This is a genomic window from Thiomonas arsenitoxydans, assembly GCF_000253115.1.
Classification (GTDB): Bacteria; Pseudomonadota; Gammaproteobacteria; order Burkholderiales; family Burkholderiaceae_C; genus Thiomonas; species Thiomonas arsenitoxydans.
Genome location: NC_014145.1, coordinates 3,350,001 through 3,376,927 on the forward strand (window position 1 = coordinate 3,350,001; position 26,927 = coordinate 3,376,927).

General features: G+C 61.9%; 24 protein-coding genes, 3 tRNA genes and 2 rRNA genes (1 of these 29 only partly in view). 18 read left to right on the plus strand and 11 right to left on the minus strand.

Features of this window, described 5'->3' with window-relative positions:
• From THI_RS15890 to THI_RS15915, 6 genes are all read right to left on the minus strand, one after another.
• A 23S ribosomal RNA gene (locus THI_RS15890) occupies nucleotides 1–558 on the minus strand (it extends 2,316 nt beyond the left edge of the window).
• A 151-nt stretch (nucleotides 559–709) separates the two neighbouring features.
• Nucleotides 710–785, minus strand: a tRNA-Ala gene (locus THI_RS15895).
• Nucleotides 786–802: 17 nt separating this feature from the next.
• Nucleotides 803–879: transfer RNA gene (locus THI_RS15900), tRNA-Ile, on the minus strand.
• 84 nt (nucleotides 880–963) lie between these two features.
• A 16S ribosomal RNA gene (locus THI_RS15905) occupies nucleotides 964–2,492 on the minus strand.
• Together the 16S and 23S rRNA genes with 2 tRNA genes alongside form the textbook arrangement of a ribosomal RNA operon.
• Before the next feature lie 438 nt (nucleotides 2,493–2,930).
• Nucleotides 2,931–3,806 (minus strand): D-amino acid aminotransferase, encoded by an 876-nt coding sequence (locus tag THI_RS15910; protein ID WP_013107286.1) that lies wholly within the window; start codon nucleotides 3,804–3,806, stop codon nucleotides 2,931–2,933.
• Nucleotides 3,807–3,849: 43 nt separating this feature from the next.
• A complete protein-coding gene (locus THI_RS15915; protein WP_013107287.1) occupies nucleotides 3,850–4,521 on the minus strand; it encodes a response regulator in 672 nt (223 codons plus the stop codon).
• A 122-nt stretch (nucleotides 4,522–4,643) separates the two neighbouring features.
• On the opposite strand from THI_RS15915, the gene THI_RS15920 reads away from it, so the two are divergent.
• The 3 genes from THI_RS15920 to lnt are packed head-to-tail and all read left to right on the plus strand — an operon-like array spanning nucleotide 4,644 to nucleotide 7,913.
• The gene (locus tag THI_RS15920; protein WP_013107288.1) at nucleotides 4,644–5,690 is read left to right on the plus strand and encodes a PhoH family protein; all 1,047 of its coding nucleotides are present in this window, start codon (nucleotides 4,644–4,646) and stop codon (nucleotides 5,688–5,690) included.
• On the plus strand, nucleotides 5,687–6,214 hold the full coding sequence (gene ybeY, locus THI_RS15925) for an rRNA maturation RNase YbeY (protein ID WP_013107289.1): 528 nt from the start codon (nucleotides 5,687–5,689) through the stop codon (nucleotides 6,212–6,214). The genes THI_RS15920 and ybeY overlap by 4 nt, the downstream gene beginning before the upstream one ends.
• Nucleotides 6,215–6,260: 46 nt before the next feature.
• Nucleotides 6,261–7,913, plus strand: a complete 1,653-nt coding sequence (lnt, locus tag THI_RS15930) for an apolipoprotein N-acyltransferase (protein WP_013107290.1) — start codon at nucleotides 6,261–6,263, stop codon at nucleotides 7,911–7,913.
• On the opposite strand, the gene THI_RS18590 is transcribed toward lnt, so the two are convergent.
• On the minus strand, nucleotides 7,805–8,263 hold the full coding sequence (locus tag THI_RS18590) for a DUF2784 domain-containing protein (RefSeq protein ID WP_013107291.1): 459 nt from the start codon (nucleotides 8,261–8,263) through the stop codon (nucleotides 7,805–7,807). The genes lnt and THI_RS18590 overlap by 109 nt on opposite strands.
• Nucleotides 8,264–8,450: 187 nt before the next feature.
• Here THI_RS18590 and THI_RS15940 point away from each other — a divergent pair, with 187 nt between their 5' ends.
• Both THI_RS15940 and THI_RS15945 read left to right on the plus strand, forming a co-directional pair.
• Complete coding sequence (locus THI_RS15940) at nucleotides 8,451–9,095, plus strand: TlpA family protein disulfide reductase (protein WP_013107292.1); 645 nt, start codon at nucleotides 8,451–8,453, stop codon at nucleotides 9,093–9,095.
• 13 nt (nucleotides 9,096–9,108) lie between these two features.
• Complete coding sequence (locus THI_RS15945) at nucleotides 9,109–10,428, plus strand: MFS transporter (RefSeq protein WP_013107293.1); 1,320 nt, start codon at nucleotides 9,109–9,111, stop codon at nucleotides 10,426–10,428.
• Nucleotides 10,429–10,513: 85 nt separating this feature from the next.
• Here the strand turns inward: THI_RS15945 and THI_RS15950 are convergent, their stop codons facing one another.
• The 3 genes from THI_RS15950 to THI_RS15960 all read right to left on the minus strand — a co-directional run bounded on the left by THI_RS15950 (nucleotide 10,514) and on the right by THI_RS15960 (nucleotide 12,750).
• The gene (locus THI_RS15950) at nucleotides 10,514–11,458 is read right to left on the minus strand and encodes a c-type cytochrome (RefSeq protein ID WP_050985992.1); all 945 of its coding nucleotides are present in this window, start codon (nucleotides 11,456–11,458) and stop codon (nucleotides 10,514–10,516) included.
• Between the two features lie 12 nt (nucleotides 11,459–11,470).
• Complete coding sequence (locus tag THI_RS15955) at nucleotides 11,471–12,136, minus strand: c-type cytochrome (protein ID WP_013107295.1); 666 nt, start codon at nucleotides 12,134–12,136, stop codon at nucleotides 11,471–11,473.
• Nucleotides 12,137–12,330: 194 nt separating this feature from the next.
• Nucleotides 12,331–12,750 carry a YidB family protein gene (locus tag THI_RS15960; protein WP_013107296.1) on the minus strand — a complete coding sequence of 140 codons (420 nt, stop codon included), beginning with the start codon at nucleotides 12,748–12,750 and terminating at the stop codon, nucleotides 12,331–12,333.
• Between the two features lie 158 nt (nucleotides 12,751–12,908).
• Here THI_RS15960 and THI_RS15965 point away from each other — a divergent pair, with 158 nt between their 5' ends.
• From THI_RS15965 to THI_RS16025, 13 genes are all read left to right on the plus strand, one after another.
• A complete protein-coding gene (locus tag THI_RS15965) occupies nucleotides 12,909–14,201 on the plus strand; it encodes a glutamate-5-semialdehyde dehydrogenase (RefSeq protein ID WP_013107297.1) in 1,293 nt (430 codons plus the stop codon).
• A 17-nt stretch (nucleotides 14,202–14,218) separates the two neighbouring features.
• Nucleotides 14,219–14,518 (plus strand): hypothetical protein, encoded by a 300-nt coding sequence (locus tag THI_RS15970; RefSeq protein ID WP_013107298.1) that lies wholly within the window; start codon nucleotides 14,219–14,221, stop codon nucleotides 14,516–14,518.
• A 22-nt stretch (nucleotides 14,519–14,540) separates the two neighbouring features.
• Nucleotides 14,541–15,008: a DsrE family protein gene (locus THI_RS15975; protein ID WP_013107299.1), complete on the plus strand. Its 468-nt coding sequence runs from the start codon at nucleotides 14,541–14,543 to the stop codon at nucleotides 15,006–15,008.
• A 248-nt stretch (nucleotides 15,009–15,256) separates the two neighbouring features.
• Nucleotides 15,257–15,559: a c-type cytochrome gene (locus THI_RS15980; protein WP_013107301.1), complete on the plus strand. Its 303-nt coding sequence runs from the start codon at nucleotides 15,257–15,259 to the stop codon at nucleotides 15,557–15,559.
• Nucleotides 15,560–15,572: 13 nt separating this feature from the next.
• Complete coding sequence (locus THI_RS15985; RefSeq protein ID WP_013107302.1) at nucleotides 15,573–16,865, plus strand: NAD(P)/FAD-dependent oxidoreductase; 1,293 nt, start codon at nucleotides 15,573–15,575, stop codon at nucleotides 16,863–16,865.
• 155 nt (nucleotides 16,866–17,020) lie between these two features.
• Nucleotides 17,021–17,485, plus strand: a complete 465-nt coding sequence (locus tag THI_RS15990; RefSeq protein ID WP_013107303.1) for a DsrE family protein — start codon at nucleotides 17,021–17,023, stop codon at nucleotides 17,483–17,485.
• Nucleotides 17,486–17,533: 48 nt separating this feature from the next.
• Nucleotides 17,534–18,913: a 16S rRNA (cytosine(967)-C(5))-methyltransferase RsmB gene (gene rsmB / locus THI_RS15995; RefSeq protein WP_013107304.1), complete on the plus strand. Its 1,380-nt coding sequence runs from the start codon at nucleotides 17,534–17,536 to the stop codon at nucleotides 18,911–18,913.
• On the plus strand, nucleotides 18,910–19,500 hold the full coding sequence (locus THI_RS16000; RefSeq protein ID WP_013107305.1) for a DUF4390 domain-containing protein: 591 nt from the start codon (nucleotides 18,910–18,912) through the stop codon (nucleotides 19,498–19,500). The genes rsmB and THI_RS16000 overlap by 4 nt, the downstream gene beginning before the upstream one ends.
• On the plus strand, nucleotides 19,497–21,800 hold the full coding sequence (locus THI_RS16005) for a sensor histidine kinase (protein WP_013107306.1): 2,304 nt from the start codon (nucleotides 19,497–19,499) through the stop codon (nucleotides 21,798–21,800). Before THI_RS16000 ends, THI_RS16005 begins: the two co-directional genes overlap by 4 nt.
• Nucleotides 21,801–21,812: 12 nt before the next feature.
• Nucleotides 21,813–22,532: a response regulator gene (locus THI_RS16010; RefSeq protein ID WP_013107307.1), complete on the plus strand. Its 720-nt coding sequence runs from the start codon at nucleotides 21,813–21,815 to the stop codon at nucleotides 22,530–22,532.
• Between the two features lie 113 nt (nucleotides 22,533–22,645).
• Nucleotides 22,646–22,721: transfer RNA gene (locus tag THI_RS16015), tRNA-Phe, on the plus strand.
• A gap of 240 nt (nucleotides 22,722–22,961) precedes the next feature.
• Nucleotides 22,962–24,257 carry a tyrosine-type recombinase/integrase gene (locus THI_RS16020; protein WP_013107308.1) on the plus strand — a complete coding sequence of 432 codons (1,296 nt, stop codon included), beginning with the start codon at nucleotides 22,962–22,964 and terminating at the stop codon, nucleotides 24,255–24,257.
• Nucleotides 24,254–24,745: a hypothetical protein gene (locus THI_RS16025; protein WP_013107309.1), complete on the plus strand. Its 492-nt coding sequence runs from the start codon at nucleotides 24,254–24,256 to the stop codon at nucleotides 24,743–24,745. Before THI_RS16020 ends, THI_RS16025 begins: the two co-directional genes overlap by 4 nt.
• Nucleotides 24,746–24,823: 78 nt before the next feature.
• On the opposite strand, the gene THI_RS16030 is transcribed toward THI_RS16025, so the two are convergent.
• Nucleotides 24,824–26,821, minus strand: a complete 1,998-nt coding sequence (locus THI_RS16030; RefSeq protein ID WP_141130635.1) for a hypothetical protein — start codon at nucleotides 26,819–26,821, stop codon at nucleotides 24,824–24,826.
• Nucleotides 26,822–26,927 lie beyond the last annotated feature (106 nt).

A 26,927-nucleotide genomic window follows, 5' to 3' on the forward strand; every position in this document is an offset into this window, starting at 1 on the left:
AAGGTACGCCGTCACCCCGTAGGGCTCCGACTTTTTGTATGCATACGGTTTCAGGATCTATTTCACTCCCCTCCCGGGGTTCTTTTCACCTTTCCCTCACGGTACTTGTTCACTATCGGTCGACTACGAGTATTTAGCCTTGGAGGATGGTCCCCCCATGTTCAGACAGGATTACACGTGTCCCGCCCTACTTTTCGCATACTTAGTTCTACATAAGGCATTTTACATACAGGGCTATCACCTTCTGTGGCCGACCTTTCCATGTCGTTTTGCTATACCAAATGCTAAATTATGCAGGCTGTTCCGATTTCGCTCGCCACTACTATCGGAATCTCGGTTGATTTCTTTTCCTCGAGTTACTGAGATGTTTCAGTTCGCCCGGTTCGCTTCAATGACCTATGTATTCAGTCAAAGATACCCTTGCGGGTGGGTTTCCCCATTCGGAAATCTGCGGGTCAAAGCTTGTTTGCCAGCTCACCGCAGCTTATCGCAGGCTACAACGTCCTTCATCGCCTGTAGTCGCCAAGGCATCCACCGTATGCACTTAGTCGCTTGATCCTATAATTTTGACCACTGGTCAAATAGGATTGAACTCATATTTGCGATGCAATCGCAATGTATGACTTTCATCATACAAATATCAGCTTTTGAATTGTTAAAGAACACAACGATGGTTTCATCAAAAGAAAATTGATTTTCTTTTGGAGACTGGTGGAGGTGAACGGGATCGAACCGATGACCCCCTGCTTGCAAAGCAGGTGCTCTCCCAGCTGAGCTACACCCCCAGGGTAAACTCCAGTTCTGGTGGGTCTGGTTGGATTCGAACCAACGACCCCCGCCTTATCAAGACGGTGCTCTAACCGACTGAGCTACAGACCCGCTTGGGCCACGAAGTTCGGTATCGCAACCACCATCAACGTTGACAACCGATAAGTGTGAGCGCTCGACTTGATGCGTCTCTAGAAAGGAGGTGATCCAGCCGCACCTTCCGATACGGCTACCTTGTTACGACTTCACCCCAGTCATGAAGCCTACCGTGGTAATCGCCCCCCTTGCGGTTAAGCTAACTACTTCTGGTAAACCCCACTTCCATGGTGTGACGGGCGGTGTGTACAAGACCCGGGAACGTATTCACCGCGGCAAGCTGATCCGCGATTACTAGCGATTCCGACTTCATGCAGTCGAGTTGCAGACTACAATCCGGACTACGAGCGGTTTTAAGGGATTGGCTCCCCCTCGCGGGTTGGCAACCCTCTGTACCGCCCATTGTATGACGTGTGTAGCCCTACCCATAAGGGCCATGAGGACTTGACGTCATCCCCACCTTCCTCCGGTTTGTCACCGGCGGTCTCATTAGAGTGCTCTTGCGTAGCAACTAATGACAAGGGTTGCGCTCGTTGCGGGACTTAACCCAACATCTCACGACACGAGCTGACGACAGCCATGCAGCACCTGTGTCCAGGCTCTCTTTCGAGCACCAAACCATCTCTGGTAAGTTCCTGGCATGTCAAGGGTAGGTAAGGTTTTTCGCGTTGCATCGAATTAAACCACATCATCCACCGCTTGTGCGGGTCCCCGTCAATTCCTTTGAGTTTTAACCTTGCGGCCGTACTCCCCAGGCGGTCGACTTCACGCGTTAGCTTCGTTACTGAACAGTAACCCGTCCAACAACTAGTCGACATCGTTTAGGGCGTGGACTACCAGGGTATCTAATCCTGTTTGCTCCCCACGCTTTCGTGCATGAGCGTCAGTGCAGGCCCAGGGAGTTGCCTTCGCCATCGGTGTTCCTCCGCATATCTACGCATTTCACTGCTACACGCGGAATTCCACTCCCCTCTGCCGCACTCTAGTCAGGCAGTCACAAATGCAGTTCCCAGGTTGAGCCCGGGAATTTCACATCTGTCTTACCTAACCGCCTGCGCACGCTTTACGCCCAGTAATTCCGATTAACGCTTGCACCCTACGTATTACCGCGGCTGCTGGCACGTAGTTAGCCGGTGCTTATTCTGCGGGTACCGTCATCACCGAATGGTATTAGCACTCGATATTTCGCCCCCGCCAAAAGTGGTTTACAACCCGAAGGCCTTCATCCCACACGCGGCATTGCTGGATCAGGGTTGCCCCCATTGTCCAAGATTCCCCACTGCTGCCTCCCGTAGGAGTCTGGGCCGTGTCTCAGTCCCAGTGTGGCTGGTCGTCCTCTCAGACCAGCTACGGATCGTTGCCTTGGTAAGCCTTTACCTCACCAACTAGCTAATCCGCCATCGGCCGCTCCTATGACGTGAGGTCTTGCGATCCCCCACTTTCACCCGTAGGTCGTATGCGGTATTAGCTACGCTTTCGCGTAGTTATCCCCCATCACAGGGCACGTTCCGATGTATTACTCACCCGTTCGCCACTCGCCGCCAGGTTACCCCGCGCTGCCGTTCGACTTGCATGTGTAAAGCATGCCGCTAGCGTTCAATCTGAGCCAGGATCAAACTCTATAGTTCGATCATTTTTGCATTGCGAACAATGCACACTCAAGGAATTACGGAAAATTTCCGTACTTCATATGAGCGTTTGGTATATTTGCATCAAGCCAAACGCCCACGCTTATCGGTTGATTTCTTAATGAGCCCGCCTATTTAGGCGTTTGCTGCGTTTGCAGCGAAGACATCAATTATTGCACTACTTTTAATCCCGAGTCAAGCGAAAGGTTTTATTCTTTTCTTTGCTTCGGTCGCTGCTTTTTTGCAGCGAAGACATCAATTATTGCACTATTTTTAATTCCCTGTCAAGCAGAAGGTTATTCTGTATTCTGCTTGACTGCTTGGCGCGGTTAGCGCCGAGAGATGAGATTGTGCATGGGGCGAAACGGCCTGTCAAGCACTTTCGTGGCAGCCCGGTGAAAGTCCCTCATTGCCAGGGAGTTTGAACGCTGACTACGGCTAATGAGACTGGCTTTTCTTGGCTTCTTGGTAGGCACTGTAGAGTGCGGTCGCCACTGGCCCGGGCTTGCCTTGGCCCACTGCCTTGCCATCCAGTGTCGCGACGGAGAGCACCTCTTTTGTTGCGGAGGTGAGCAAAATTTCGTCGGCGCAGCGCAGCTCCCACTCGGAGATGGGGCGAAATTCGAGTTTGACTCCAATTTCGCCGCACAGCTCTTGCAGTAATCCGACACGGATGCCTTCCAGCTTGTCGTGATCCCGAAGGGGGGCCGCCAGTCGGCCGTTGCGCACCAACCAGACATTTGAAGCCGAGGCTTCGGTCAACAGCCCGTCTCTGATGAGAACGGTTTCAGTGGCGTCACTCTCAACAGAGAGTTGCCGGGCCAAGACGTTGCCGAGAAGCGAGATCGATTTGATATGCGCGTTTCTCCAGCGTAGATCGGGCGCCGTGATGCAGGCCACACCTTGGGCGCGCTTTTGTTCGGGCACGTGCGGAAACGGAAAGCTCATCATGAACACGGTCGGCTCGACACCTTGGGGAAACGCATGATCGCGCTTGGCCACGCCACGGGTGACTTGTATATAGATGCACTGATCGTCCGGGGCGTTGCGCGCGATAAGCTCCCGTACCAGCGCCAGCCAGTCGTTGGCCTGACTGGGATTCTTGATACCCACAGCGTCTAGGCTGCGTGACAGTCTTGCCAGGTGATCATCGGCCCGGAAAACCCGCCTGCCATAAACGGGAATCACCTCATAGACCCCGTCCCCAAAGATGAAACCACGATCAAGTACGGATACCTGGCATTGAGCAAGCGGCTGAAAAACGCCATTCAGATAGCACTCGGACTGATCGGTCGACATCGGGTTGAACGACATAGCGAATTTCCAGGAAAGAGCGAAGAGCCAAAGGGAGCAGGATTCAGCGCACCAAACCGCGCCGCACAGCCTCCAGAGCAGCTTCAGCGCGCGAAGAGATGTTGAGCTTGCGGTAGATCTGTTTGACGTAGTCGGCCACAGTATGTCTGGACAGGCCGAGCTGAACAGCAATTTCTGGCAGGGTGTAACCCTTACCCACCAGTTGCAGCACCTCGCTCTCGCGCTCGGTGAGCGCAATGTGTTCTTCTTGCGGCAGATTGGAAGAAGGAGCCGACATCGTGCGGTGCAGATGGGTGAAATGCTGCACCATGCGACGGGCAATACTGGGCGACAAGGGTGGCTCGCCATCCTGGATACGTCGAAGTTGGGCACGCAACTCGATTTTTGGGCGATCTTTGAGCAAATAACCGAAGGCGCCCGCTTGCAGCGCGGGGAAGAGATGGTCGTCGTCGTCGAAGATGGTGACCACGACAGAGCGGGCCTGGGGGCGGGTTTCCGTGAGGGTGCGGATCAATTCCAGGCCGCTGGCATCGGGCAGGCCCAGATCGACCAGCAGCAGGTCGACGGGCTCGCGCTGCAGAATCTGCATGGCGTCGGCCATGCGGCCCGCCTCGAAAATGCGCACGCCGGGATAGTTTTCGCGCAGCAATTCAACAAACCCGGCCCGCACAGCGGGAAGGTCATCGACGACCAAAGCGCATTGCATGGTGCTCATCGGCTTCCGTTTCTGATTCTTGCGCCGAGCAGACAATGTCGGCATCAGCCCGATACTATCAACTCACGCCCCTGAATGCGGGGATTTGTGCAGCCATCGGCTGTGCAACCTTATTCGTCCCCATGCCCAACTCGCCCGTGCAACTTCGACACACTTTTTCCCCGCCCGACAATGCCCGCCTTGCCCAGCTCTGCGGCCCGCTGGATGAAAACCTCAGGCAGATCGAGGTCGCGTTCGACGTCCGCCTGTCGCGTCGTGCCGACACCGTGAGCATCGAGGGCGAAAGCGCCGCCGCCGGGCGCGCACTCGATCTGCTGCAAACGCTGTGGGTACGGGCCGACGCGCGCTTCAGCCTGGAAGACATCCAGCTCGAACTGGTGCAAGCCGCACAAGGGCAGCGCCCCAAACTCACCGCGGCCGACGACGAGCCGGTGCTCTACACCCGCCGGGAAAGTCTGCACGGCCGCACGCCTAATCAGGTTCAGTACATCCGCAACATTCTTCAGCACGACATCACCTTTGGCATAGGCCCGGCGGGCACGGGCAAAACCTTTCTCGCGGTGGCCTGCGCCGTCGATGCGCTGGAGCGTCACGCCATCACCCGCCTAGTGCTGACGCGCCCCGCGGTCGAAGCTGGGGAGCGGCTCGGTTTCTTGCCCGGCGATCTGGCCCAGAAGATCGACCCGTATCTGCGACCTTTGTACGACGCGTTGTACGACCTGCTCGGCATGGAAAAGACGCAAAAGTTATTCGAACGCGGCGCCATCGAGATCGCGCCGCTGGCTTTCATGCGCGGGCGCACCCTCAACCAGTCGTTCATTATTCTGGATGAGGCGCAGAACACCACGCCTGAGCAGATGAAAATGTTCCTCACCCGCATCGGCTTCGGTTCGCGCGCCGTCATCACCGGCGACGTCAGCCAGGTGGACTTGCCGCGCGGAACGCAAAGCGGTCTGGCGCAAGCCCAGAAGGTGTTGGCCGAGGTGCGCGGCATCGCCTTCAACTCGTTCACCAGCCAGGACGTGGTTCGGCACCCGCTGGTGGCGCGCATCGTTGATGCCTACGATGCGCATGACGTCGCGCTGAAAGGCGAGCCGCCGTCCGGCGCGAGCGCAGGCGATTTGATCAGCGCCACCTCATCCCGTCGACGGCCGCCGCGCTCCGCATGACTCGCGCTGCACGCCCCACGAAACCTGCGTTGCGGCTTTCGGTGCAGTTCGCCGATACGACGCACCGCGATCAGTTGCCGCGCGCCCTGCTGCTGCGCTGGGTTCGCGCCGCCTTGCGCGTGGGCCCTGAGAGTCTCGATGCTCTACCACAGGCCGGGGCGCTGTCTGAGGCGCATCAGATCACCTTGCGTTTTGTGGCTGCTGACGAAGGCAGGGCGCTCAACCGGGCCTATCGCGGCAAGGATTACCCCACCAATGTGCTGACCTTCGATTACAACCACTGGCCGGTTCAGGCCGACATCGTGCTGTGCTGCCCCGTGGTCGCTGGCGAAGCGCTGGCGCAGCACAAGCCGCTCGGGGCGCACTACGCCCATCTGGTCATACACGGTCTGCTGCACGCGCAGGGCTGGGATCATCAGACCGAGCGAGAGGCACAAAAGATGGAACGTCAGGAGGTGACAGTGTTGCAACGCTTCGGTATTTCCGACCCCTACGCCGACGGCAGCGAAATGCCCGCAGGATAAAGTGCGGGCGCTGCCCACTCCGCCCTTTCAGGCTTCTCACCCCCTTATGTCCGAACGTCCCGCCAAACGCGATACCCAGAGCGCAACCGCCAGCGCCCTGCCGCGCGGTCTGCTGCGCCAATTCACTCAACCCCGGTGCGCGCCGTTTGTCTCCATCGTGCTGGGCGTGTTGCTCGCCCAGACCTTCGGGCGGCCGCAGCTCGGCGGATGGTCAATCGTCATTCTGGCCGCCTGGATCAGCCTGCTGTGGGCCGATACGCAGACCCTCCCGAAAGACCGGGCCAAGCGCGGCGCCTTGCTCGGCTTCAGTCTCGGGCTAGGCTGGTTCACGGGCGGACTGTGGTGGCTTTATATCAGTATGGCGGTGTATGGCGGCATGGCGCCACCGATTGCGGGCGGCGCCTTGCTGTTGTTCTGTGCCTATCTCGCCCTCTACCCCACGCTGGCCGCTGCACTTGCAGCCGCACTCGCCCCCGCGGCAGGACGCGAGCCCTGGAAGCTGGCCCGCGCCATCGGCGCCGCGCTGGCGTTGGCCGGAGGGTGGACGCTGGCGGAATGGTTGCGCGGCACGCTGTTCACCGGATTTCCGTGGCTGGCCCTGGGCTATGCCCAGGTCGGCAACCCGCTCTCGGGCTACGCTCCGGTGATCGGCCAGTACGGCGTGAACTTCGCCGCCGCATTGGCCGCCGCGCTGTTGGCGCTGCTCTCGCAAGTGAGTCTGCGGGGTGCGCTGGTCAGTCTGGGTCTGCTGGTGGCGCTTTTTCTCGGCGGCTTGCAATTGCAGCAGGTGCGCTGGACGCATGCGGTGGGCCCGACGCTCAAAGTCGCCTTGCTCCAGGGCGATGTCGCCCAGTCGGAAAAATTCAAGCCTGAAACACTGGGGCCCACGCTGCAGCTCTACGGCGACTGGCTGAGTTCACTCAAAGCCAATCTCATCGTCACGCCGGAAACCGCCGTGCCCGTGCTGCCCGAAGATCTCGACCCCGGCTATCTGCGGCAGATCGAGCGGGCGCTACGCGAGCACCACACCGCCGCGTTGCTGGGCATTCCGCTCACCCGCGGCGCCGATCAATACACCAATAGCGTGCTGGGACTGGGGGGCGCTGCGCCCTATCGCTATGACAAATCGCATCTGGTGCCGTTTGGCGAATTCGTGCCCTACGGTTTTCACTGGTTTGTCAAACTGATGGACATGCCGCTGGGCAGCTTTGCGCGCGGTGGGCTCGATCAGCCGCCCTTTGTGGTGCGGGGCGTGAAAGTGGCGCCGAACATTTGCTACGAAGATCTTTTCGGCGCGCAGATGGCGCAGCGCTTTCGCAACCCCGCGCACGCGCCGAATGTGTTCGCCAACCTGACCAATCTTGGCTGGTTCGGCAACACCATCATCATCCCGCAGCATCTGGAAATCGCGCGCATGCGTTCGCTGGAATTCCAGATCCCCGGCATTCGCGCCACCAATACGGGCGCCACTGCCATCATCAACGCCCACGGCCAGGTCGCCGCCGAGTTGCCGCCCTACACCGTCGGGGTACTGACCGGCTCGGTGCAGGGGCACGCGGGACTGACGCCCTTCGCCCGGCTGGCCTCACGCTACGGCGACTGGCCCGAGGTGCTGCTGGCGGCGTTCGCCTTGCTGCTGGGCTGGGCCCTGACCCGCCTGCAGCGCGGCGGCACCCACCACCACAGCGCCAGGGTGTAGGCCCCCACGGCCAGATAGATGACGGTGAACACCGCCAGGGGCAGATTCCAGAAAATCAAATGATCGATCCAGGTCTGGATCAGGCCTGCGGTATAGCCGCGCTGTCCGGCGTCTTGCATCAGCGCGCTTTGCCACAAGGTGAGAAAGCAGGCACGCCCCAGCGCTGCCTGCGCCGCCACCACCGCCATCGACAGCAGATGCGCTGCGCGCCAGACGCAGCCGCGCACCCAGCGCCAGCGCCGCCATGCGCCCAGCGGCACGACGATCAGACCGGCCACGTTGAACACAATCACGCCCAGATGCACCGCGAGAACGAGGTGCGCCAGTTGCAGATCGAATAAGGCGGGCATGGCGTAAGCGGGTCAGCAAAGATGCCACCATACGCCGAACAGGCACTACAACCCGTTACGTCGCCCTAAGCGTGGCCCGGCTATGTTGTCATCGTTCGCCACGCCCGCGCCGTCTGCGTGATGACGTCGGGATGTCGGCGTCAGCCGCCGCCGATGGCGTGGTCATTTCATTTGTTGGAGCCGTTTCATGCAGTCTCTTACCGTTTTTTTGCGCCGCGCCAGCGCAGCAATCGTGTTCTGCGCCGCTTGCGCGCCCACTTCCTGGGCGGCGGGATTCACCTTTACCCCCTACCCCACAGCGCACAAGTTGCCGCTGTCTCAGGTCACTTTCGAAAACGCGCAGGGCAAACACATGACCTTGGCGGATTTCAAGGGCAAGGTCGTGCTGCTCAATATCTGGGCGACTTGGTGCCCGCCCTGCGTCCACGAAATGCCCACGCTGGACAAACTGCAAAAGCTGCTCGGCGGCAAAAACTTCGCCGTCGTGCCGCTGTCGGTGGACAAGGGCGGCATCTACACCGTGAAAAGCTTTTACGACGACAACTTCATCAGTCATCTGCCGATCTACGTCGACCCCACCACCCAGGTGCTCGACACCCTGAGCATTCTGGGCACGCCGACGACCATCCTGATCAACAAGCAGGGCGAAGAGATCGCCCGCACCATGGGGCCGGAAGATTGGGACAAGCCGGCTGTGATTGCCCAGATCAAGCATTACATGGCCGCCCCCGCAGGCTCGGCGGCCAAGCCGCCGCAACAGGCGCGCACCGTGGAAATTCGCGACACCCGCGTGGCGACGGCCGCAACCACAACAGGTGCTGCGCCGGAATAAGCGCAGCGGGAAAATGCAGACTGCAGCGCCCGAAGCGTTCACCCAGCGGCCCGGTGACGCGTTCAACCACAAGCGCAGCGCCTGGGCGCAGATTTCTCCAGCGGCGCGGCGCATCATCCTCGCCCGCACTGCGCGGAGCATCGGTCAGGGCGCGCTGGTCGCCGCCTTCACCCTGTACCTGCACACGCTGAACTGGAACGCGCCGCAGATCGGCGCGGTGCTCAGCGGCGGGCTGTTCATCGGCGCGGCACTCACGCTGTGGATCGGACCGTTGAGCGACCGGCTCGGGCGACGCCAGTTCCTGTTGGGATACGAGCTGGTTCTCGTCGTTTGCGCGGCGGTGGCCCTGCTCGCAGCCACACCCTGGCTGCTGGTGCCCGCGGCCTTGCTGGGCGGATTTGGCCGCGGCGCCAATGGAGCCGCCGGTCCGTTCGGGCCGCTGGAGCAATCGTGGCTGGCCCACGGCACGCCGCCCGCGCTGCGCTCACAGATTTTCAGCCTGAACTCCACACTGGGCATGCTCGGCATGGCGCTGGGCGCTGTGTTGGGCGCTGCACCCCATTGGCTCAGCGCCCTCATGCCGACGGATTGGGCTTACCGCAGCCTATTCATCCTGCCGCTGCTGGGCTCGGCGATAGGGTTTTTTCTGCTGCTGAAAGCCGAAGACGCCCCCACAGCGGCAAACCCTGAAGCTCGTCCGCTGGCCCTGGCAACGGTTCCCGAAGACCAAGATCAGGCGGATCGCCAAGCCCGTCACCTGCGCGAAAACGCCTTGCTCTGGCGGCTCGGATTGGTGAACGCGCTCAACGGCCTGGGCATCGGCATGGTCGCCCCGCTGATGGCCTATTGGTATCTGGTGCGCTACGGGCACGGGCCGGCCAGCATTGGGCCGGCCATGGCGGTGAGCTTTGTTTTCGCCGCTTTCGGCGCGCAGATCGCAAGCCGCCTGGCGCAGCGCTTCGGCGCGGTGCGGGCCGTCGTCGGCATGCGCACGATGGGGCTGATCATGCTGGTGCTCACGCCTTTGTCGCCGGTGTTCTCGATCGCAGCCGGTTTTTACGCCCTGCGCGCCACCGCGAATCAAGGCACTATGGGCGTGCGTCAGGCACTGACGGTGAGCCTGACGGGCGCGGATCGGCGCGGTCTGGCCGCAACGGTCAACAATGTGTCCATCCAGATTCCGCGCGCCATTGGGCCTTTGATTGCCGGGGTTATGCTGCACCTGGGCTGGCTGATCGCGCCGTTTTTTGTGGCGGCCACGTTTCAGGCCGCCTATCTGGTTTTGTATCAGCGGTTTTTCAAAAACATCGAGCCGCGCGACGCAGCCCCCTGAAAGCGCAACGCCCCGCAGAAGCAGGGCGTCGTCACGGACATCAGGCGGAGCTCGACGATCACTCAGCGATGAATCCGCTGAACAATCAGCGAGGTTTGGGCGCCCCGATGTCGCCCAGCAGCTTGCCGTTGACCTTGGTGCCGTACAGGCTGAACTTGCTGTCGTGGAACTTGGCACGGGTGGCCGCCACGCTGCCCTGCCAACGCGGGTCTTGCGGGCGCTCGTGCGCGTCCATGAAATAGGCGACGTCCCAGGCCTCCTGCGGGCTCAGGCTATAGCTCATGCCGTAGGGCATATTGGCGTAAATAAACTTGGCCGCGTTTTTGTAGCTGCCCATGCCCGCGCCCCAGTTGAACGACTTGGGCCCCCACAGCGGCGGAAACACGGTTTCGCCGTTGACGTACTGCCCCTCTCCATTGGCGGCGTGACACAAAATGCACTTGGCCTCGTACACCTTCTGACCCCGCACATAGTCGGGCGCCTGCTGCGGCTCGGGCAGGTTCGGGTAACCGCGCCCCGCCACTTTTTCATCGACCGGCAGCCCCTTGGAAAGCCAGTAGGAATAGCTCTCCAGCGCCACCAGGGTTTTGCTGCCCAAGGGGGGCGCCTTGCCGTTTTGGCTGAACTTGAAGCAGCCTTGCAGGCGCTCCTCGAAGGTGTTGACCTTTTTGTTCTTGCCGCGATAAGCGGGATAGCTGACATACGCCGCCCATAGCGGCGCTGAGCCCGCCATGCGGCCGGCGTCGGTATGGCAGTTCACACAGCTCAGGGTGTTGCCGACAAAGTCTTTCGCGTATTTGGGCGTGTCGAGCATGATGTCACGCCCGAGCTTGACCATTTTGCCGAAATCATCATCGGGAATGGCCGACTCTGGCGGCGGGGTGAATTGGGCGCCTGTGCCCACCGCCGCATTGATTTCCGACTTCGGAGGCGCCATCGGCGCATCGGCCGCCAAGGCCGAAGCCGCAGAAGCGGCAAATAGACCAAGCGCGCACAGCGCCAGCGTCATAGGGGTTTGTTTGCGTGTCATGGTGCGCTCCGATCAATGTTTTGCCGAGGCGGACTTGGCAGCCGATTGGGCAGGACTCAGGGGCTGCGCCGCGAGCCATTGCGCCACGGCCTGCGTTTGCGCATCGGTCATGCGCAAGGCGACGGTGTGCATCAGGCCCAGCGGATCGCCGCTGCGGCTGCCATCCTTCCAGGCCTTGATCTGCGCCTCGATATAGGCGGCGCTCTGGCCGACCAGAGCGGGGAAGTTCTCACCCACGCCAACCGCTCCCGGGCCATGGCAGCGGATACAGGCGGGAATGCCTTTTTCCCAATCGCCGCGCAGCGCCAGCCGCTCACCCTCGGCCGCCGCCGCTCCGGTTGGCATGGGCGCGGGTTTGCCGCTGGGCTTGAGCTTGGAGTAATAAGTCGCCAGTGCGGTGACCTGCGCTGCACTCAGCGGTTTGGCCATGCCGGACATGATGGCGTTGTTGCGCGTGCCGTCGGCGAAATAGCGCAGTTGATCGGCTAGATATTGCTCGGGCAGACCCGCCAGACGCGGATAGCCCGCAGCCGCATTGCCCATGCCATCGGCGCCGTGACAGGCGATGCAGGACGCCGCTTCAGGCGGGGCGGCAGCCCAGCTCGCAGGCGCGGCCCAAAACAAGGCGCCGAGCGTGGCCACGGCCAGCACTCGGCGCATCGGGATGAATTGACGCATGGGGAGACTCCTCTCAAGTCGGTGCAGGGTTTCATATTGCGCGGCAAATGACGATTGCCGTTGCGGGAAAACCCTGTCAGGGTTGAGGAGAAGTCTAAAGGCGGTTGGCGGAATGAACAAACGCCTTCTGTCGATATCGATCAGAAATGCGATTGCTGGTCTGATCGAATCTGCGTCAAAACATTACCGGGGCTTCAACCCAGCAGCTTGCCCAGCATCTGCTGCGCGGTCGCCATCAGATCGCCCTCGGCCGGCAACTGGCCACCCGGCGTGAGTTTGTCCACCACATCGGGCAGCGCCTGCGACAACTCCCCTGCGGCCTGTTCCGGCTGAATGCCAAGTTTGCTGGCAATATCGCCCAGTGCGCCGCTGCCCAGCACCTGCTGAATCTGCTCGGCCGAAATCGGCAGATTCGAGCCCGTGCCCACCCACGACTGCACCAGATCGCCCAGGCCGCCCTGCTGGAACTTATCCAGCAGACCACTCAGACCGCCGCTGTTGTTCATCAGCCCCATGACCACCTGCAGCATCGGGTTGTCCCCCGCTGCGCCCTGGGCCTGCTGGCCTCCCAGCATCTGCCCCAAACCCCCAGCCACGCTATCGAACAGTCCCATGATTCACTCCTTGGTCGATAATTCAGTTCAGCAAGTTCAGCCCCCTTAGCGCACAATTGCATCTCGCTTGGGCGACCTGAATAGCTTATTAGGATTGCATGACCTTGAGTATCGTTTGTCGGCCCGAATTTTGAAACTTCTGCTTTATTTACAGTTTCATGGACGCTTCTTCTGAACAGATTCACACCCTGATGGCCGACCTCGGAGCTCGTGCTCGCGCCGCCTCGCGCGACATGGCCCGGGCATCAACCGCGGCGAAAGATCGTGCGCTGGTCGCGCTGGCTGCGGCCATCCGGGCGCATCGCCCCGCCCTGCAGGACGCCAATCTGCGCGACCTGCACGCAGCGCGCGAAGCCGGGCTGGAAGCGGCGTTCGTCGATCGTCTCACCCTGAGCGATAAGGTGGTCGAGCAGATGGCGCAAAGCTGCGAGCAGGTCGCCGCGCTGGCCGACCCGATCGGCGGCATTGACGGCGTGCGCCGCCGACCCAGCGGTATCAGCGTGGGGCAGATGCGGGTGCCGCTGGGCGTGTTCGGCATGATTTACGAGAGTCGGCCCAATGTCACCATCGAGGCCGCGTCGCTCGCCATCAAGAGCGGCAACGCGGTCATTCTGCGCGGCGGCTCAGAAGCCATACACAGCAACCGCGCGCTGGCCGATCTGGTGGCGCAGGCGTTGCGGACTGCGGGTCTGCCCGCCGACGCGGTGCAACTAGTGCCGACCACCGACCGTGCCGCCGTGGGGGCGCTCATCACCATGCCGCAATTCGTCGACGTCATCATTCCGCGCGGCGGCAAGGGGCTGATTGAGCGCATCAGCGCCGAAGCGCGGGTGCCGGTCATCAAGCATCTCGATGGCAACTGCCATGTGTATGTGGACAGCGGCGCCGATCTCGACATGGCCGTTCGCGTGACAGAAAACGCCAAGACCCAGCGCTACAGCCCGTGCAACGCAGCCGAGTCCTTGCTGGTCGCCCGCGATATGGCCGCTGATTTCCTGCCGCGCATCGGCGCCGCGTTCGTGCGCAAGGGCGTGGAAATGCGCTGCTGCCCGGCCAGCCGCGCCCTGCTCGCTGCCGTGCCTGGCGCCGCACCGCTGCTGCGTGATGCCACCGAGGCCGACTGGAGCGCCGAGTACCTCGCGCCCATCATCTCCATCAAATTGGTGAAGGGGGTGGATGAAGCCATCGCCCACATCAACCGCTACGGCTCGCAGCACACCGACGCCATTCTCACCCGCGATCACCCCCGCGCCATGCAGTTTTTGCGCGAGGTCGATTCGGCCAGCGTCATGGTGAACGCCTCGACGCGGTTCGCTGACGGGTTCGAATATGGCCTGGGCGCGGAAATCGGCATTTCCACCGACAAGTTTCACGCCCGCGGCCCAGTGGGCCTGGAAGGCCTGACCAGCGTGAAGTGGGTGGTGCTGGGCGACGGCGAAGTGCGCAACTGATTTTTTCTCCATCACTCATGACTTCCCCCCAGATCGAAACCGCCGTTCTCACCCTGCCCACCCTGCTGCGCATCAATGCCGCCATTGGCGCGGGTTTCGGCGTGCTCAGCGCCTTGCTCACCGCGGTGGTGAAATGGCGCGACTTCAACGGCTTCGAGCTGCTGGCCATCCTGCCCGGAGCGGTGTTTTTCAATACTCTGGCGCTGGTGTTCGTCACCCTGGTGGGGTATTGGCTGTACCGCTGGCTGGCTGAGCGCCAGCACTGGAGCCTGCATCATCTGCACACGCGGCGCACCCATCCGCACACGTCAGCCTGACCCAAAAATCGAGGAGACCTCCATGAATCCACGCGACCGCATCAGACTGCTCGGCGCAGGCCTCATTGGCCTGGGTGGCGCCCAGCTCGCGCAGGCGCAGACGCAAGGGCCGGTGGCAGCGCAGCAGATTTCCAGCGAGCCGTGGAAAGTGGCGTTTCAAATCAGCGACAGCCTGGAGCAGGCCTATGAGGGGCTGATCAATATCCAGAACGTGCTGGAACTCGACCCCAAGATGCAGTTCATCGTGGTGGGTTACGGCAAGGCCATTCACTTTCTGCTCAACGGCGCCAAAACGCCGCAAGGCGCGCTGTTCTCCGGGATGATCGGCGATTTAGCCAATCAGGGCGTGCAGTTCAAGGCCTGCAACAACACCCTGACCTTTCTCAAAATTCCGCAAAGCGAACTGGTCCTCGAAGCGACGGTGGTTCCGGCCGGGGTTTATGAGCTGGTCAAGCTGCAGTCCGAGGGCTGGTACTACATCAAGCCCTGAGTCGATCCACGAGACGGCTTCAGCGGCAGGTTGCCACCTCTCGGCTGGCAGCGCCCGCTCGAATTGTGTGACCCGGATCACACAGCCGCTCGCCTACGCACCCTGGTATTGACAGCGCTCAAGCGTGGCAAATTCCTGCTGGTTCACCCGAATGTATCCATTTGCTACATTTCGCTACCTTTTGCTTTAGATCAAAGACTTTTGATGTCTTCTGGTCTGCAGCTAAACCCCCATCAAGGAGGCATCGAATGTTGCGCAAACTGTTGTTGACGACGTCCCTGCTCTGCGCCACGGGCGCGGTGCAAGCGGCCGATCTGGTCACGCCGAGCCAGGCGCTGGCCGCCACCTGCTTCAACTGCCACGGGCCGCATGGCGTGTCCACCGCAGCCATTCCCTCACTGGCCGGGCGCACCTCGGCGTCGATCGTGGAGACCATGGCGGAATACAAGACGGGCAAACGCACCGGCACCATCATGCCGCAGATCGCAAAGGGCTATACCGACGAGCAGATCGCGCTCATCGCCACCTATTTCTCGCAGCAAAAACAGTAAGGACGCACACGCCATGCAATCCCGTCGCAAATTCCTGGCAGGCGCCGCCACTGTGGGCGCCATCGGTCTCGCACCCGCGCTGTCGGGCTGCGCCAGCACCACCCGCAGCGCCGCGGGCAAAGGCAAGGTCGTCATCGTCGGCGCCGGTTATGGCGGCTCGACTGCGGCCAAATACATCCGTGACTGGTCGGGCAACGCCATCGAGGTGACGGTGGTCGATCCGGGCGATGCCTTCATCTCCTGCCCTGTTTCCAATCTGGTCATCGCCGGCGCCAAGTCGATGCAGGACATCACCACCTCCTACGACGCCCTGCGCACGCGGCATGGCGTGAAATGGGTCAAGAGCATGGTGGAAAGCATCGATCCTGCCGCCCACACCGTGAAGCTCGCCAACGGCGATACGTTGAAGTACGACAAGCTCGTGGTCTCGCCCGGCATCGATCTGATGTTCGATACGGTCAAGGGACTGAAAGCCGCGAATGAAGCGGGCAAGCTGCTCATTTCCATGAAGGCCGGCCCCGAGACCGTGGCGCTGCGCCAGCAGATCGAGTCCATGCCCGACGGCGGCGTGTTCGCCCTGTCGGTGCCCAAAGCCCCGTTCCGCTGCCCGCCCGGCCCTTATGAGCGCGCCACGCTGGTGGCCGCCTACTTCAAAAAGCACAAGCCCAAGTCCAAGGTCATCATTTTCGACGCCAACGACAAGGTGCAATCGAAGGAGCCGCTGTTCAAAAAAGCCTGGGCCGAGATGTATGCGGGCATGGTGGAGTACGTGCCCGACCGCAACGTGGTGGGGGTGAACGCGCAGACGATGGAAGTCGAGTTCGAAGTGGACAACCCGGTCAAGGCCGACGTGCTCAACGTCATTCCGCAGCAGCGCGCGGGGGTCATCGCGCAGCAAACCGGCCTGGCCAATATGAACGGCCGCTGGTGCGCGGTGGACTATAAAACTTTCGAATCGTCGGTACACAAAGACATCCACGTGCTCGGCGACTCCATCCAGATCTCGCCGCTGATGCCCAAGTCGGGCCACATGGCCAACCAGCACGCCAAGGTCGCCGCGGCGGCCATTGTGTCCATGCTTTACGACCAGCCGGTCAACAACCATCCGGTGGTGATGAACACCTGCTACAGCATGGTGAGCTTCGACCGGGCGATTCACGTCGCCACGGTGCACCAGTACAACGAGAAGGAAAAGACCTATCTCACCGTTCCCGGTTCAGGCGGCATCTCGGCAGGGCTGTCCGACGTCGAGTCGCACTACGCCGAGGCGTGGGCCACCAATATCTGGCGCGACACCTTGTCCTGATCACACACCCACGCGCCGCAGGGTCTGTGCTTGCCCGGATTGTGCGGTGCGTGGTTCACAGGCATCATGACAAAGCCGATTTGAAGTCGGCCCTATCTTTTTTCGCGGCAACGCCATCAGAGCGCAACGCGACAACCATCCCAAGGAGGAGACAAATGGAGAACACCCCCAATCGCCGCAAGGCACTGGCTGCGGCAACCGTTGGCGCCGCGGCACTCATGGTCAGCACCACCGCTCGCGCGCAAGGCCGCGCAGACAAGGAAGGACCCGTGAAAGTCGTCTATCACGTCACACAGGGCGACGCACAAGGCTCGCGCTGCCTGGGCAATGTACGCAACCATCTGGCGGCAGACCCCACGGCGAAAATCGTGGTCGTCGGCAATGGGGCCGGGATTGATTTCATGCTCAATGGCGCGGTCGATGGCAAAGGCGCCGAGTTCGCCGGGTTAATCGGCGGCCTCGCGGCGCAGGGCGTGTCGTTCCGCGTGTGCAACAACACCCTGACCTCGCGCAAAATCCCTAAAGATCGCGTGCTGCTCGATGCCACCATCGTGCCTTCCGGCGTGGCCGAGGCCGCCAATCTGCAATACCGTGAGGGCTACGCCTACATCTGCCCTTGAGCCTTCGCCGTTCAAACGGCTCATCCAGCGGGAGGCTGCACCGATAATGTGCCGGTGACCTCCCCTTCTCAACCCACCGTTCCGTCCGCCCAGCGCCCCTTGTGGCGCGATCTGATCGCTTGCGCGCAATTGATTGGCGCGGTAAAGGCGGGCGCTTCACTTTCCACCGCCTTGCCCCAGGCCGCAACACGCGGCAAGTGGGATGCCAGCCAGCGCGGCGCCGCGCAGGCGCTGAGCTTTGCCGTCTTGCGCCATCTCGGCACAGCGCGGGCCTTGCTGGCCGATCTGCAGCCCAAGCCGATCCACCCGCCCCTGCTGCGCGATGTCTTGCAGACCGCGTTGGCGCTGCTGCTGCCGGATGCCCCCGCGCACTACGCCGCACACACCGTGGTCAATCAGGCTGTCGAAGCATGCAAGCGCACGCCTTCGCTGCGCCATGCCCAAGGGTTTGCCAACGCCTTGCTGCGGCGCTTTGTGAGCCGGACAGCCGACATCGAAGCGGTGCGAATGAGCACCCTGGAGGCGAGATGGAATCATCCGGACTGGTGGGTGCAGGCCCTGCAGTCGGCCTATCCCGCCGACTGGCAAAGCGTGCTCGAGGTCGCGCAGCGACAGCCTGCCATGACCCTGCGGGTGAACCCCCGTCTTCAGTCGCGCACCGCCTATCAGGCCGCGCTCGCTGCGTGCGGGCTGCCGTGCACGGCGCCTGACGACCCCCTGCTCGACCAAGCGCTCATTCTGAAGCAGGCGGTGGCGGTTGAGCGCCTGCCCGGCTTCGAGCGCGGCTGGGTGAGCGTGCAAGACGCCGCCGCGCAATACGCCGCCGCGCTGCTCGACGTCCAGCCGGGCCAGCGCGTGCTCGACGCCTGCGCCGCGCCGGGCGGCAAGACCGCGCATCTGCTCGAACGCTGCGATTGCGACCTGCTCGCCCTCGACAAAGACGCTCAGCGTTTGCGTCGGGTGGAAGACACCCTAGACCGCCTCGGCCTGCAGGCGCGCACCCTCGCCGCCGACGCCGCCCATCCAGCCACCTGGTGGGACGGACAGCCCTTCGACCGCATTCTGCTCGACGCGCCCTGCAGCGCCTCGGGCATCGCCCGCCGCCACCCCGACATCCGCTGGCTGCGCCGTGCCGCCGACATCCCCGCGCTCGCGGCCACGCAAGCCGCGCTGCTCGACGCGCTCTGGCCGCTGCTGCGGCCTGGCGGAAAACTGCTTTATGTCACCTGCTCGGTGTTCCCGCAGGAGGGGGTGGAGCAGGCCCGGGCCTTCCTCGCCCGCTATGCCGATGCGATAGCATCGCCCGCGCCGGGGCAGTTGTTGCCGCAGGAACCCGCGCCCGATCAGACCGGGGATGAACCCGGCCCTGGCGCTGCGATTCATTCGCAAGACGGGTTCTTCTACGCCCTGTTCACCAAAGCATCGTGAAAACCCGCCCCGCCTCCCCCGACCCCATGCGCCGCAAGCTGCTGCGCAACGGCTTGGCGCTGGCCGCAGGTGTCAGCCTGATCTCGCGAGCCCGGGCCACCACGGTCGATACCGAACCGCTCATGCTGACCATGAGCCCGGAGGGCTTGTTTGTCACCACGGCCGCCGTGTTCGCCTTGCCGCGCAGCCTTGAAGACGTGCTTCACCGCGGCATTGCGCTTTATTTCGAGACCGTGGTCACGGTGGTGCGCCCGCGTTGGTACTGGTTCAACGAGGACATCGCTCAGGCCCGGCGTGAAGTGCGGCTGGCCTATCAGCCGCTGCTACAACGCTACCGCGTCTCCGTGGGCGGTCTGCAGCAGAACTATGACAGTCTCGACGAGGCGCTGGGCGTGGTGCAGCGCACCCGGCACCTGCGCGTGGCCGAACCCTCACAGCTCACGGCCGGTCAGACCTACCAACTCGATGCGCGGTTCAAGCTCGATCTGTCGCAGTTGCCACGGCCGTTTCAGCTCAATGTCTCTTCTCAGTCGGACTGGAAAATCGAAGCGACCTTTCCGCCGCAACCGTTCGTGTGGACGCCATGACCCGGCCGAGCAGCAATGCCTGGGACAGTCGCACCTCGCGCTGGGCCACGCGCATGGCGCTGGCGCTGGGCCTGCCGCTGGCGGTGTTCCTGGTTTTTCTGCTGGCGGTATCAACCGACAACACGGGGCAGCCCAGCCCATTCTTTGCCTGGCTGTACTGGATCAATTTTGTCGTGGCGGGGGTGTTGCTGCTGGTCGTGCTGGCACTCGGTCTGCGGCTGGGCTGGCGCCTGCACAAACGGCGCTTCGGCAGCCGTCTGCTGTTCAAACTCGCCGCGGTGTTCGCCTTGGTCGGCGTGCTGCCCGGGGTGGTGATCTACACCGTGTCTTACCAATTCGTCGCCCGCAGTATCGAAACCTGGTTCGACGTCAAGGTGGAGGGCGCGCTCAGTGCGGGCCTGAACCTGGGGCGTACCACGCTCAATGTGCTGCAGAACGATCTGCAGTCCAAGGCCCGCAACCTGTCGGTACAGATCGCCGACGACCCGACCCTGCTGTCTCCGCTCTCGATGGAGCAGCTTCGGCAGCAACTCGGGCTGCAACAGATCACCGTGTTCGATGGCAATGGCACGGTGCTCGTCACCGCGGGCGGAAACCCGTTCTCGCTGGTGCCCGATCTGCCCGGCCCAAACAGCATGCGGCAACTGCGCACCATGGGCTCCATTGCCGACATCGAAGGCGGCGACGACGGCGCTAGTCAGACCCCACAAACGCTGAAGCTGCGGGTGGTGGTCAGCCTGCCCACGCGCCATTTCGTCCTGCCCGGGCATGGGCGCTATCTGCAACTCATCCAGAACGTGCCGCAAGCCATCTCCAGCAGCGCCCTCGAAGTGCAGCGCGCGTATGGCGAATATCAGGAGCGCGCGCTGGGTCGTGAAGGCCTGAAGCGCATGTACATCTCCACCCTCACACTCACGCTGTTCCTCGCCGTGTTCCTGGCGGTGCTGCTGGCTGTGGTGCTGGGCAACCAGTTGGCCAAGCCGCTGCTGCTGCTGGCCGACGGCATGAAGGCCGTGGCCGAAGGGGACCTGCGGCAGAAGCCCAACTTCCAGCGCAATGACGAGCTCGGCGTGCTGGTGCGCTCGTTCAACGCCATGACCAACCAGCTCGCCGAAGCCCGGGCGCAGGTGCAGTTCAATCACGACGCACTAGAAGCGTCGCGCGCTTATCTGCAAAGCGTGCTCGACAACCTCAGCACGGGCGTGCTCGTCCTGGGCAGCGATCAGCGGCTAGCCCTGGCCAACCCCAGCGCCACCCGGCTGCTGCGCGCGCCGCTGCAAGGCCTGATCGGCCAGCCGCTGAATCAGCACCCCAGCCTGCAGGCCCTGGCGCAGACCATCGCCGATGCCTTTACTTCGCTCGACGAACAAGAGGATGCCGGACCCAGCCCGCACTGGCTGCAGCAGATCGAGTACCCGCTGCCGGGCAGCGACGCCACCATCACCTTGCTGGCCCGGGGCGCCCGGCTGGCCTTGCCCGGACAGCCCGCATCGGTCGTTGTGTTCGACGACATCTCCGAGGTCATCTCCGCACAGCGCTCGCTCGCCTGGGCCGAAGTCGCCAGGCGACTGGCGCACGAAATCAAGAACCCGCTCACGCCCATCCAGCTCTCGGCCGAGCGCCTGCAGATGAAGCTGGCCGCCAAACTCGAAGGCGCCGATCGCGACATGCTCCAACGCAGCACCACCACGATCGTCAACCAGGTTCAGGCCATGCAGCACATGGTCAACGACTTCCGCGACTACGCGCGTCTGCCGGCCGGCAAACCCGAGGCCATGAACCTCAACGCACTCATCCAAGACGTGCTCAATCTCTACACCAGCCTGCCCGCACACGATGGCGCCAGCCCCGAAGAAAAGCCGCAGGTAAGGGCCGACCTGGCTGCCGATCTGCCCCACATTCTCGGCAACGCCACGCAGCTGCGGCAGGTCATTCACAACCTGCTGCAAAACGCCATTGATGCGGTCGCCGCACAGCCCGAGCGCAAGGTGCGCATCCGCACCGAGGCCCTGCCGACACCGTCTGGCGCCGCCCTGCGCGTGCGTCTGAGCGTGAGCGACAACGGCCCAGGGTTCAGCGACAAAATCCTCAACCGCGCCTTCGAGCCCTATGTCACCAGCAAGCCGCGTGGCACCGGTCTGGGTCTGGCCGTGGTGAAAAAAATCGCAGAGGAACACCACGCCCGCATCGAGATTCAGAACCTGCAGTCAGAGGGGTCGGTTTGCGGTGCACGCGTTTCCCTTATATTCCCCGGGCTGGCGCAACAACATTCTGTGGATGCGCCCCAGCGGCAAGCATGAGAGTGAGTCGGTATGGCAAGTATTTTGGTAGTTGACGATGAGATGGGAATTCGGGAGCTGCTCTCGGAAATTCTCAATGACGAAGGGCACACCGTATCGCTGGCCGAAAACGCCGCGCAGGCCCGACAGCTGCGCGCCCAGGCCCGGCCCGACCTCGTGCTGCTCGATATCTGGATGCCCGATACCGACGGCGTCACCCTGCTCAAAGAATGGTCCAGCAGCGGACAGCTCACCATGCCGGTCATCATGATGTCCGGTCACGGCACCATCGACCACGCCGTAGAAGCCACGCGCATCGGCGCCATGGCCTTTCTCGAAAAGCCCATTGCCCTGCAGAAGCTCCTGCAATCCGTCTCGCAAGCGCTCACCAAACCTGTGGCCCGCAGCGCCAGCGGCGTCAACCCCGCATCACCGCTCGCGGTCATGCCCGGCGTCAGCGCCGTGCAGGCGCAGCAACCCGTGGCCCTGCCCGCAGAACGCGCCTTCCTGCTCGACCGCCCCTTGCGCGAAGCGCGCGATGAATTCGAACGCGCCTATTTCGAATTTCACCTCACACGCGAAAACGGCAGCATGACCCGCGTGGCCGAAAAAACCGGGCTCGAACGCACGCACCTCTATCGCAAGATCAAACAACTCGGAGTCGATCTCGGCCGCGGTTCTCGCAACAGAAATGAACCCTCGTCCGTCCAGGACGACGAGGCCACTGCGCATCTGGACCCCTCCGCCGAATAAGCCGCCGCGAGCCGGACATTGCGAGTGCCCTGAAAAATTTTGCTAGGATATTCGTTTTTCGAAAATGCTGCGCTCCGAAAAATCGCTTTTGCGCTGGCAGCTTCTGAAATTTTGGCCAGGTAGCTCAGTTGGTAGAGCAGCGGATTGAAAATCCGCGTGTCGACGGTTCGATTCCGCCCCTGGCCACCAACACAATCAACAACTTAGCCCCGCCCAAACCGCGGGGCTTTGTTTTTTGTGCCAAATTTTGTGCCACTGGCCTCGGAAATCGGCTGCGCGGACCTGCGGATGATTGCGCCTTAAAGCGTCTTCGTGCGGTTTAAGGAAACCCGGTCCTAGACATCACTCCACCACAGGAGTTGATGATGAACCGCAGTGTTTTTCCCAATGATTTGAACCCTCCCGTAGCGACCCTAGGGGAGGTGCGACATGGCTAAGCCCTTCAAGCGCGGCAGTCGTTGGTCGGTCCGTGTGCGCATCCAAGACGAGGACATTTTTCTCAGCGGCTACCCGACGGCAGAAGCCGCCAAGCGCGCCGCCCAAGAGCACACGACAGCCATCCAGAAGTCCGGAGCGCCCGCGAAGTTCGGCCCCCAGCGCACCAGCTTGGCGGCCGCGCTCCTCGACTATGCGCGCGAAAAATTGCCGCGCCTCAAAGGCGCCGAGCAAGATGCGCGGCGGATTAACCGGTACCTGCGGGCAGCCGGGCTGCCCCGCATCGTCTTGCGCAAACCGGCGCAGCCGACCGACGGTCAGCAGTGGCTAGTCCATATTGACGAGGCGCAACAGCCGGTGATTCCAAACAGCCTCAAAGCCCATCGCGCAACCCAGGCGCAAGCCTCGGCGCGGTCAGACGCGGTGAGGCGCAAGCTCGCCTGCAAGACCTTCTCGAAAATCACTCGAGCTGACGTCCAGTACCTCGCCAACGCCATGGAAAAAGACGGCAAAGGCGGCGACGATGTGCGCCTCGAAATCGCCCAACTGAGTCGGCTTTTCAATTACGCAAAAAAATATTGGAACTGGGCCGAACCGGTCACAAATCCAGCATCGGGCATCGACCGGGCGAAAACTGAGTCGGCGCGCAATCGCGTCCTGACGCAGGGCGAGTGGAACGCGATGCTGCGGGCGCTCGCGTCTTACGACAATCGGCATGCCCTGCCGGCCTTCGCGTTGCTCCTCGAATCCTCGATGCGTTCGTCCGAACCGTTGTTGCACGCGACTTGGGGCAATCTCAACTGGCAACGCTGCATATTGCATCTCAAGGACAGCAAGGTTGGCCCGCGCGACGTTCCCCTGTCTCCGGGAGCAATGCAGATTTTGCGCCAGCTCTATGAACAAGATGGCTATCCCGACGCGGACCGCCCCCTTCTTCCCACAACGTATGAAGCGCTGAAGAAGGCGTGGGCAACGGCGCGTAAAGCCGCCGCCATTGAGGATGCGCGCGGTCACGACCTACGTCATACCGCGGCGACCCGCTACGCCCTCGAGCTGGACGGAAACGTACCAATCTTGAAACTGATTACCGGACACAAGACGGACTCGCAGCTGATGCGCTACGTCAATCTGCGCCCGGACGACGCCGTCACCAAATTGCACGGTCGACCGATGAACCCGGAGGCGATGCCGGCTCGATATCTCGCTGCAGAGATGCCGCCCGCGCCGGTCACTGCTGCCTCCAAGACCGCGAACGTGATTGCTGTGAACTCCGGCAGGAGGGCTGCATGATGCCGCGTCGCCCGCCGAAATTGCCATCTATCGAAGCGCAGACCATCGCGTTCATCGACTCTTGCAAGCGCGGCAGCTCCATTGACCGGGCGTCGCTGAGCTATGGGGGCTTCTACGCCTACCTTCGCTACGACACGCGTCTTGAAATCGCACCAAGGCGGATATTGAACGACATGCTCACCGTCGCCAATGTTGAAATCCCGCTCAAGCTACAGCGGCGCAGGTGGTTTTGGCGTTATCTGCAACTGTGCGCTGCCCTCAACGACGGGCGCATTCTCGTCGAGAGTGTGGTCAACCCGGGTCTGCGCATGGCATTGCAGCGCCACGCCGGATTTGAGGCGGTGGATTTTCATGGACCGTCGTTTTTATTGCGGCAAAGCGCGTCCATATATGGGCCGGCGTGGATGCACGTGTGGCCGGGTGGGCCCCAGGACCATCGGTCGATGCCGATTTTGCAGATTGAGGCGTCGACAGCATCGGCGGATTGAGCGCTAGCGACGCCGCGCGGCCGCACGACAAACCGGATACCAAGCAAGACCTGTCGTGCGGCTGCCTATTGTCCTTACTCAGCGCCCGGAGCCGGGCGTCTTCAGCAAATCTTGCACGTGCTCTTCATAGCGCGAAAAACTCATATCGCGCTTCAGGTGCGCGTAGTTCGCCAGCACAGTCTCCAACTTGTCGTTGAGCAGCTCAGCAACGGTCAGGTAGTCATTGGGGTGCTGCTGCAGCCAGTTTGTCGCGACGAGGTGCCGGTACGCGTGCGGACCAAATCCAGGGCTTCCAGGAATGTATCTGGCTGACATTTTTGCCAGATGCCGTTGCATGCCTCCCCACATGCCAGGACCGCCGGACGACACAAAGAGATAGGGACTCTCGCGTCCCTGGAGAAGCGTACCCCGGTACTCCTCGAGATAGGCTTCCAGCCGCGGTTGAATCCATTTTGCGAGGCGAACGGAATAGTCTTTCCCGCCCTTGGAGGCGCCGTTTTTGAGGTGCGTCGGCTGCAAATGGATGCGCCAGCCCGCAGTACTCGAGCCGCGAAGCACACCCGTTCCATCAGATTTCCAAGTCATCGTGATGAACGCCCGGACGCGAAGCGGATTGGACAGCAACATGCTGATGAGCAGCGCATCCCGCCGCAGTCGCGCCTCCGTCAATCCCCCAGGCGGCGCTGCGGCTGCGGCTTGCTCGATGCGTTCGATGGCATCAAGAAGAGGCTTCAGCGGCTGTTCCTGGGCGAGCAGATTCGCAATCGGCGCCTTGGGGTCGCGACTCAAATCGGTCGAAGTGCGTTTGTAATCCGTGAGCAGCCGCTCACTTCGCTCGCACATGCGCTGCCAGCCTTCTGCATCGACGGGCTGCAGTGCAACCGGCAAGCGCAGTCTGTAATCGGGCTGCTGCCACAGAAACCCGGTCTTCGGACGCAGCAATGCAGCGACAAAGGTACAAAAGGTGCGATGGCCATTGTGGCGCAGCCCTGCTGAGCGCCGCGTCAGATAGTCAAGGTACGCCGAGAGCGCGAGGGGATGGGCGCACCAAGCAAGAGTTTGCGTACGCTCGCATTCCGTAGGCAAACCCCCATCCCGATGAGGCAATCGACTCAACACCCCGAAAAACGACCGGAGCCGTTCGAATGCGATATCGGCCGTAGGGGAGACCATGCCGCCGCGAACACTGAACTCTCCCGCAGGCCTATGGTGTGCCACCGGAATACAGCGCCAGACTCCGCGTGGATGCCGCTCAAGACTAGGCATCGCGCAAGTCTTGTATTCATACAGAGACCACCACTCTTCGAGGTAGCGCGCTGAGAGCTCGGACACCGAAATGGTCAGCGCGGTCTGCCGCAAGTGGCGCGCGCGCTCTCGGTATTCAATGGGCGGTACGGCCACGTCATCTGTCCCCCCCCCTTCCTTGGGCAGCATGGCGACCAAGTGGTCCCGCTGCAGCCCCAATCGGGCCTCCAGCCGACGCAGCGTGGGAATGCCGCGACGATTTGGCAAAGCGCCGCGCAGCCAGCGCTGCAGGGCGGAGGGGCTCACACCGACTTGGCGAGATAGCGCCTTGGGGGCCATCCCCGTTTTGCTGATTTCGGCACGCAGCGCGAGACTGAGCGAGGTCGGCGACGATGCTGGCCGCGAGGTTTGCATCGCCTCTTGGTACACACGCAGGATGAGCCGAAGATGGCTCCGTCGGTCCCGTCGTGTGCGCGGAGAAACCGATAGCTGAGCGGTATAGGCGCGCACAGCTGCGTCGAAACCACTGCCAAGCTCGGTGCCGACGCGTCCATCCAACGTCTTGCCCACGGATGCCAAAAAAGCGTGCAGGGTGGAGAGATGATTGCGGTACTGCTGCGTCGCGGATTTTTGGTCGGCGCAGGCCGCGTCAATGCCAAAATGCTGTTGAAGTCTAAGGTTGAGTTGTTCGTAAGTCGGATTCATAGTGAGCTCCCAGGTCGAGCTCGCGTGCGGAATGAAAGAGGTGACCTGGGTGACGACGTTACGAACTGGCGTTATGTCATAACGACAGTTTTCTATATGCTTGAAATAAAAAGATATTTTCTTCACGGCTTGACCTCCTACTCCCAAAGCAGGAGGTCAAGCCAGCGTTATCACGAGCTCTGATGTTGTTGTGTAGCGGCGCGGTTTTATCCGTGGCCGGGATAGCGGTCGG

Coding starts and splice junctions, on each gene's coding strand:
- lnt (WP_013107290.1), top strand. CDS start 6,261: ATGTCCGAACGTCCCGCCAAACGCGATACCCAGAGCGCAACCGCCAGC.
- THI_RS15985 (WP_013107302.1), top strand. CDS start 15,573: ATGCAATCCCGTCGCAAATTCCTGGCAGGCGCCGCCACTGTGGGCGCC.
- THI_RS15945 (WP_013107293.1), top strand. CDS start 9,109: ATGCAGACTGCAGCGCCCGAAGCGTTCACCCAGCGGCCCGGTGACGCG.
- THI_RS15955 (WP_013107295.1), bottom strand. CDS start 12,136: ATGCGTCAATTCATCCCGATGCGCCGAGTGCTGGCCGTGGCCACGCTC.
- THI_RS15990 (WP_013107303.1), top strand. CDS start 17,021: ATGGAGAACACCCCCAATCGCCGCAAGGCACTGGCTGCGGCAACCGTT.
- THI_RS15960 (WP_013107296.1), bottom strand. CDS start 12,750: ATGGGACTGTTCGATAGCGTGGCTGGGGGTTTGGGGCAGATGCTGGGA.
- THI_RS16025 (WP_013107309.1), top strand. CDS start 24,254: ATGATGCCGCGTCGCCCGCCGAAATTGCCATCTATCGAAGCGCAGACC.
- THI_RS18590 (WP_013107291.1), bottom strand. CDS start 8,263: ATGCCCGCCTTATTCGATCTGCAACTGGCGCACCTCGTTCTCGCGGTG.
- THI_RS16020 (WP_013107308.1), top strand. CDS start 22,962: ATGGCTAAGCCCTTCAAGCGCGGCAGTCGTTGGTCGGTCCGTGTGCGC.
- THI_RS15950 (WP_050985992.1), bottom strand. CDS start 11,458: ATGACACGCAAACAAACCCCTATGACGCTGGCGCTGTGCGCGCTTGGT.
- THI_RS15970 (WP_013107298.1), top strand. CDS start 14,219: ATGACTTCCCCCCAGATCGAAACCGCCGTTCTCACCCTGCCCACCCTG.
- ybeY (WP_013107289.1), top strand. CDS start 5,687: ATGACTCGCGCTGCACGCCCCACGAAACCTGCGTTGCGGCTTTCGGTG.
- THI_RS15920 (WP_013107288.1), top strand. CDS start 4,644: ATGCCCAACTCGCCCGTGCAACTTCGACACACTTTTTCCCCGCCCGAC.
- THI_RS15975 (WP_013107299.1), top strand. CDS start 14,541: ATGAATCCACGCGACCGCATCAGACTGCTCGGCGCAGGCCTCATTGGC.
- THI_RS16005 (WP_013107306.1), top strand. CDS start 19,497: ATGACCCGGCCGAGCAGCAATGCCTGGGACAGTCGCACCTCGCGCTGG.
- THI_RS16010 (WP_013107307.1), top strand. CDS start 21,813: ATGGCAAGTATTTTGGTAGTTGACGATGAGATGGGAATTCGGGAGCTG.
- THI_RS15980 (WP_013107301.1), top strand. CDS start 15,257: ATGTTGCGCAAACTGTTGTTGACGACGTCCCTGCTCTGCGCCACGGGC.
- THI_RS15910 (WP_013107286.1), bottom strand. CDS start 3,806: ATGTCGTTCAACCCGATGTCGACCGATCAGTCCGAGTGCTATCTGAAT.
- THI_RS15965 (WP_013107297.1), top strand. CDS start 12,909: ATGGACGCTTCTTCTGAACAGATTCACACCCTGATGGCCGACCTCGGA.
- THI_RS15940 (WP_013107292.1), top strand. CDS start 8,451: ATGCAGTCTCTTACCGTTTTTTTGCGCCGCGCCAGCGCAGCAATCGTG.
- THI_RS15915 (WP_013107287.1), bottom strand. CDS start 4,521: ATGAGCACCATGCAATGCGCTTTGGTCGTCGATGACCTTCCCGCTGTG.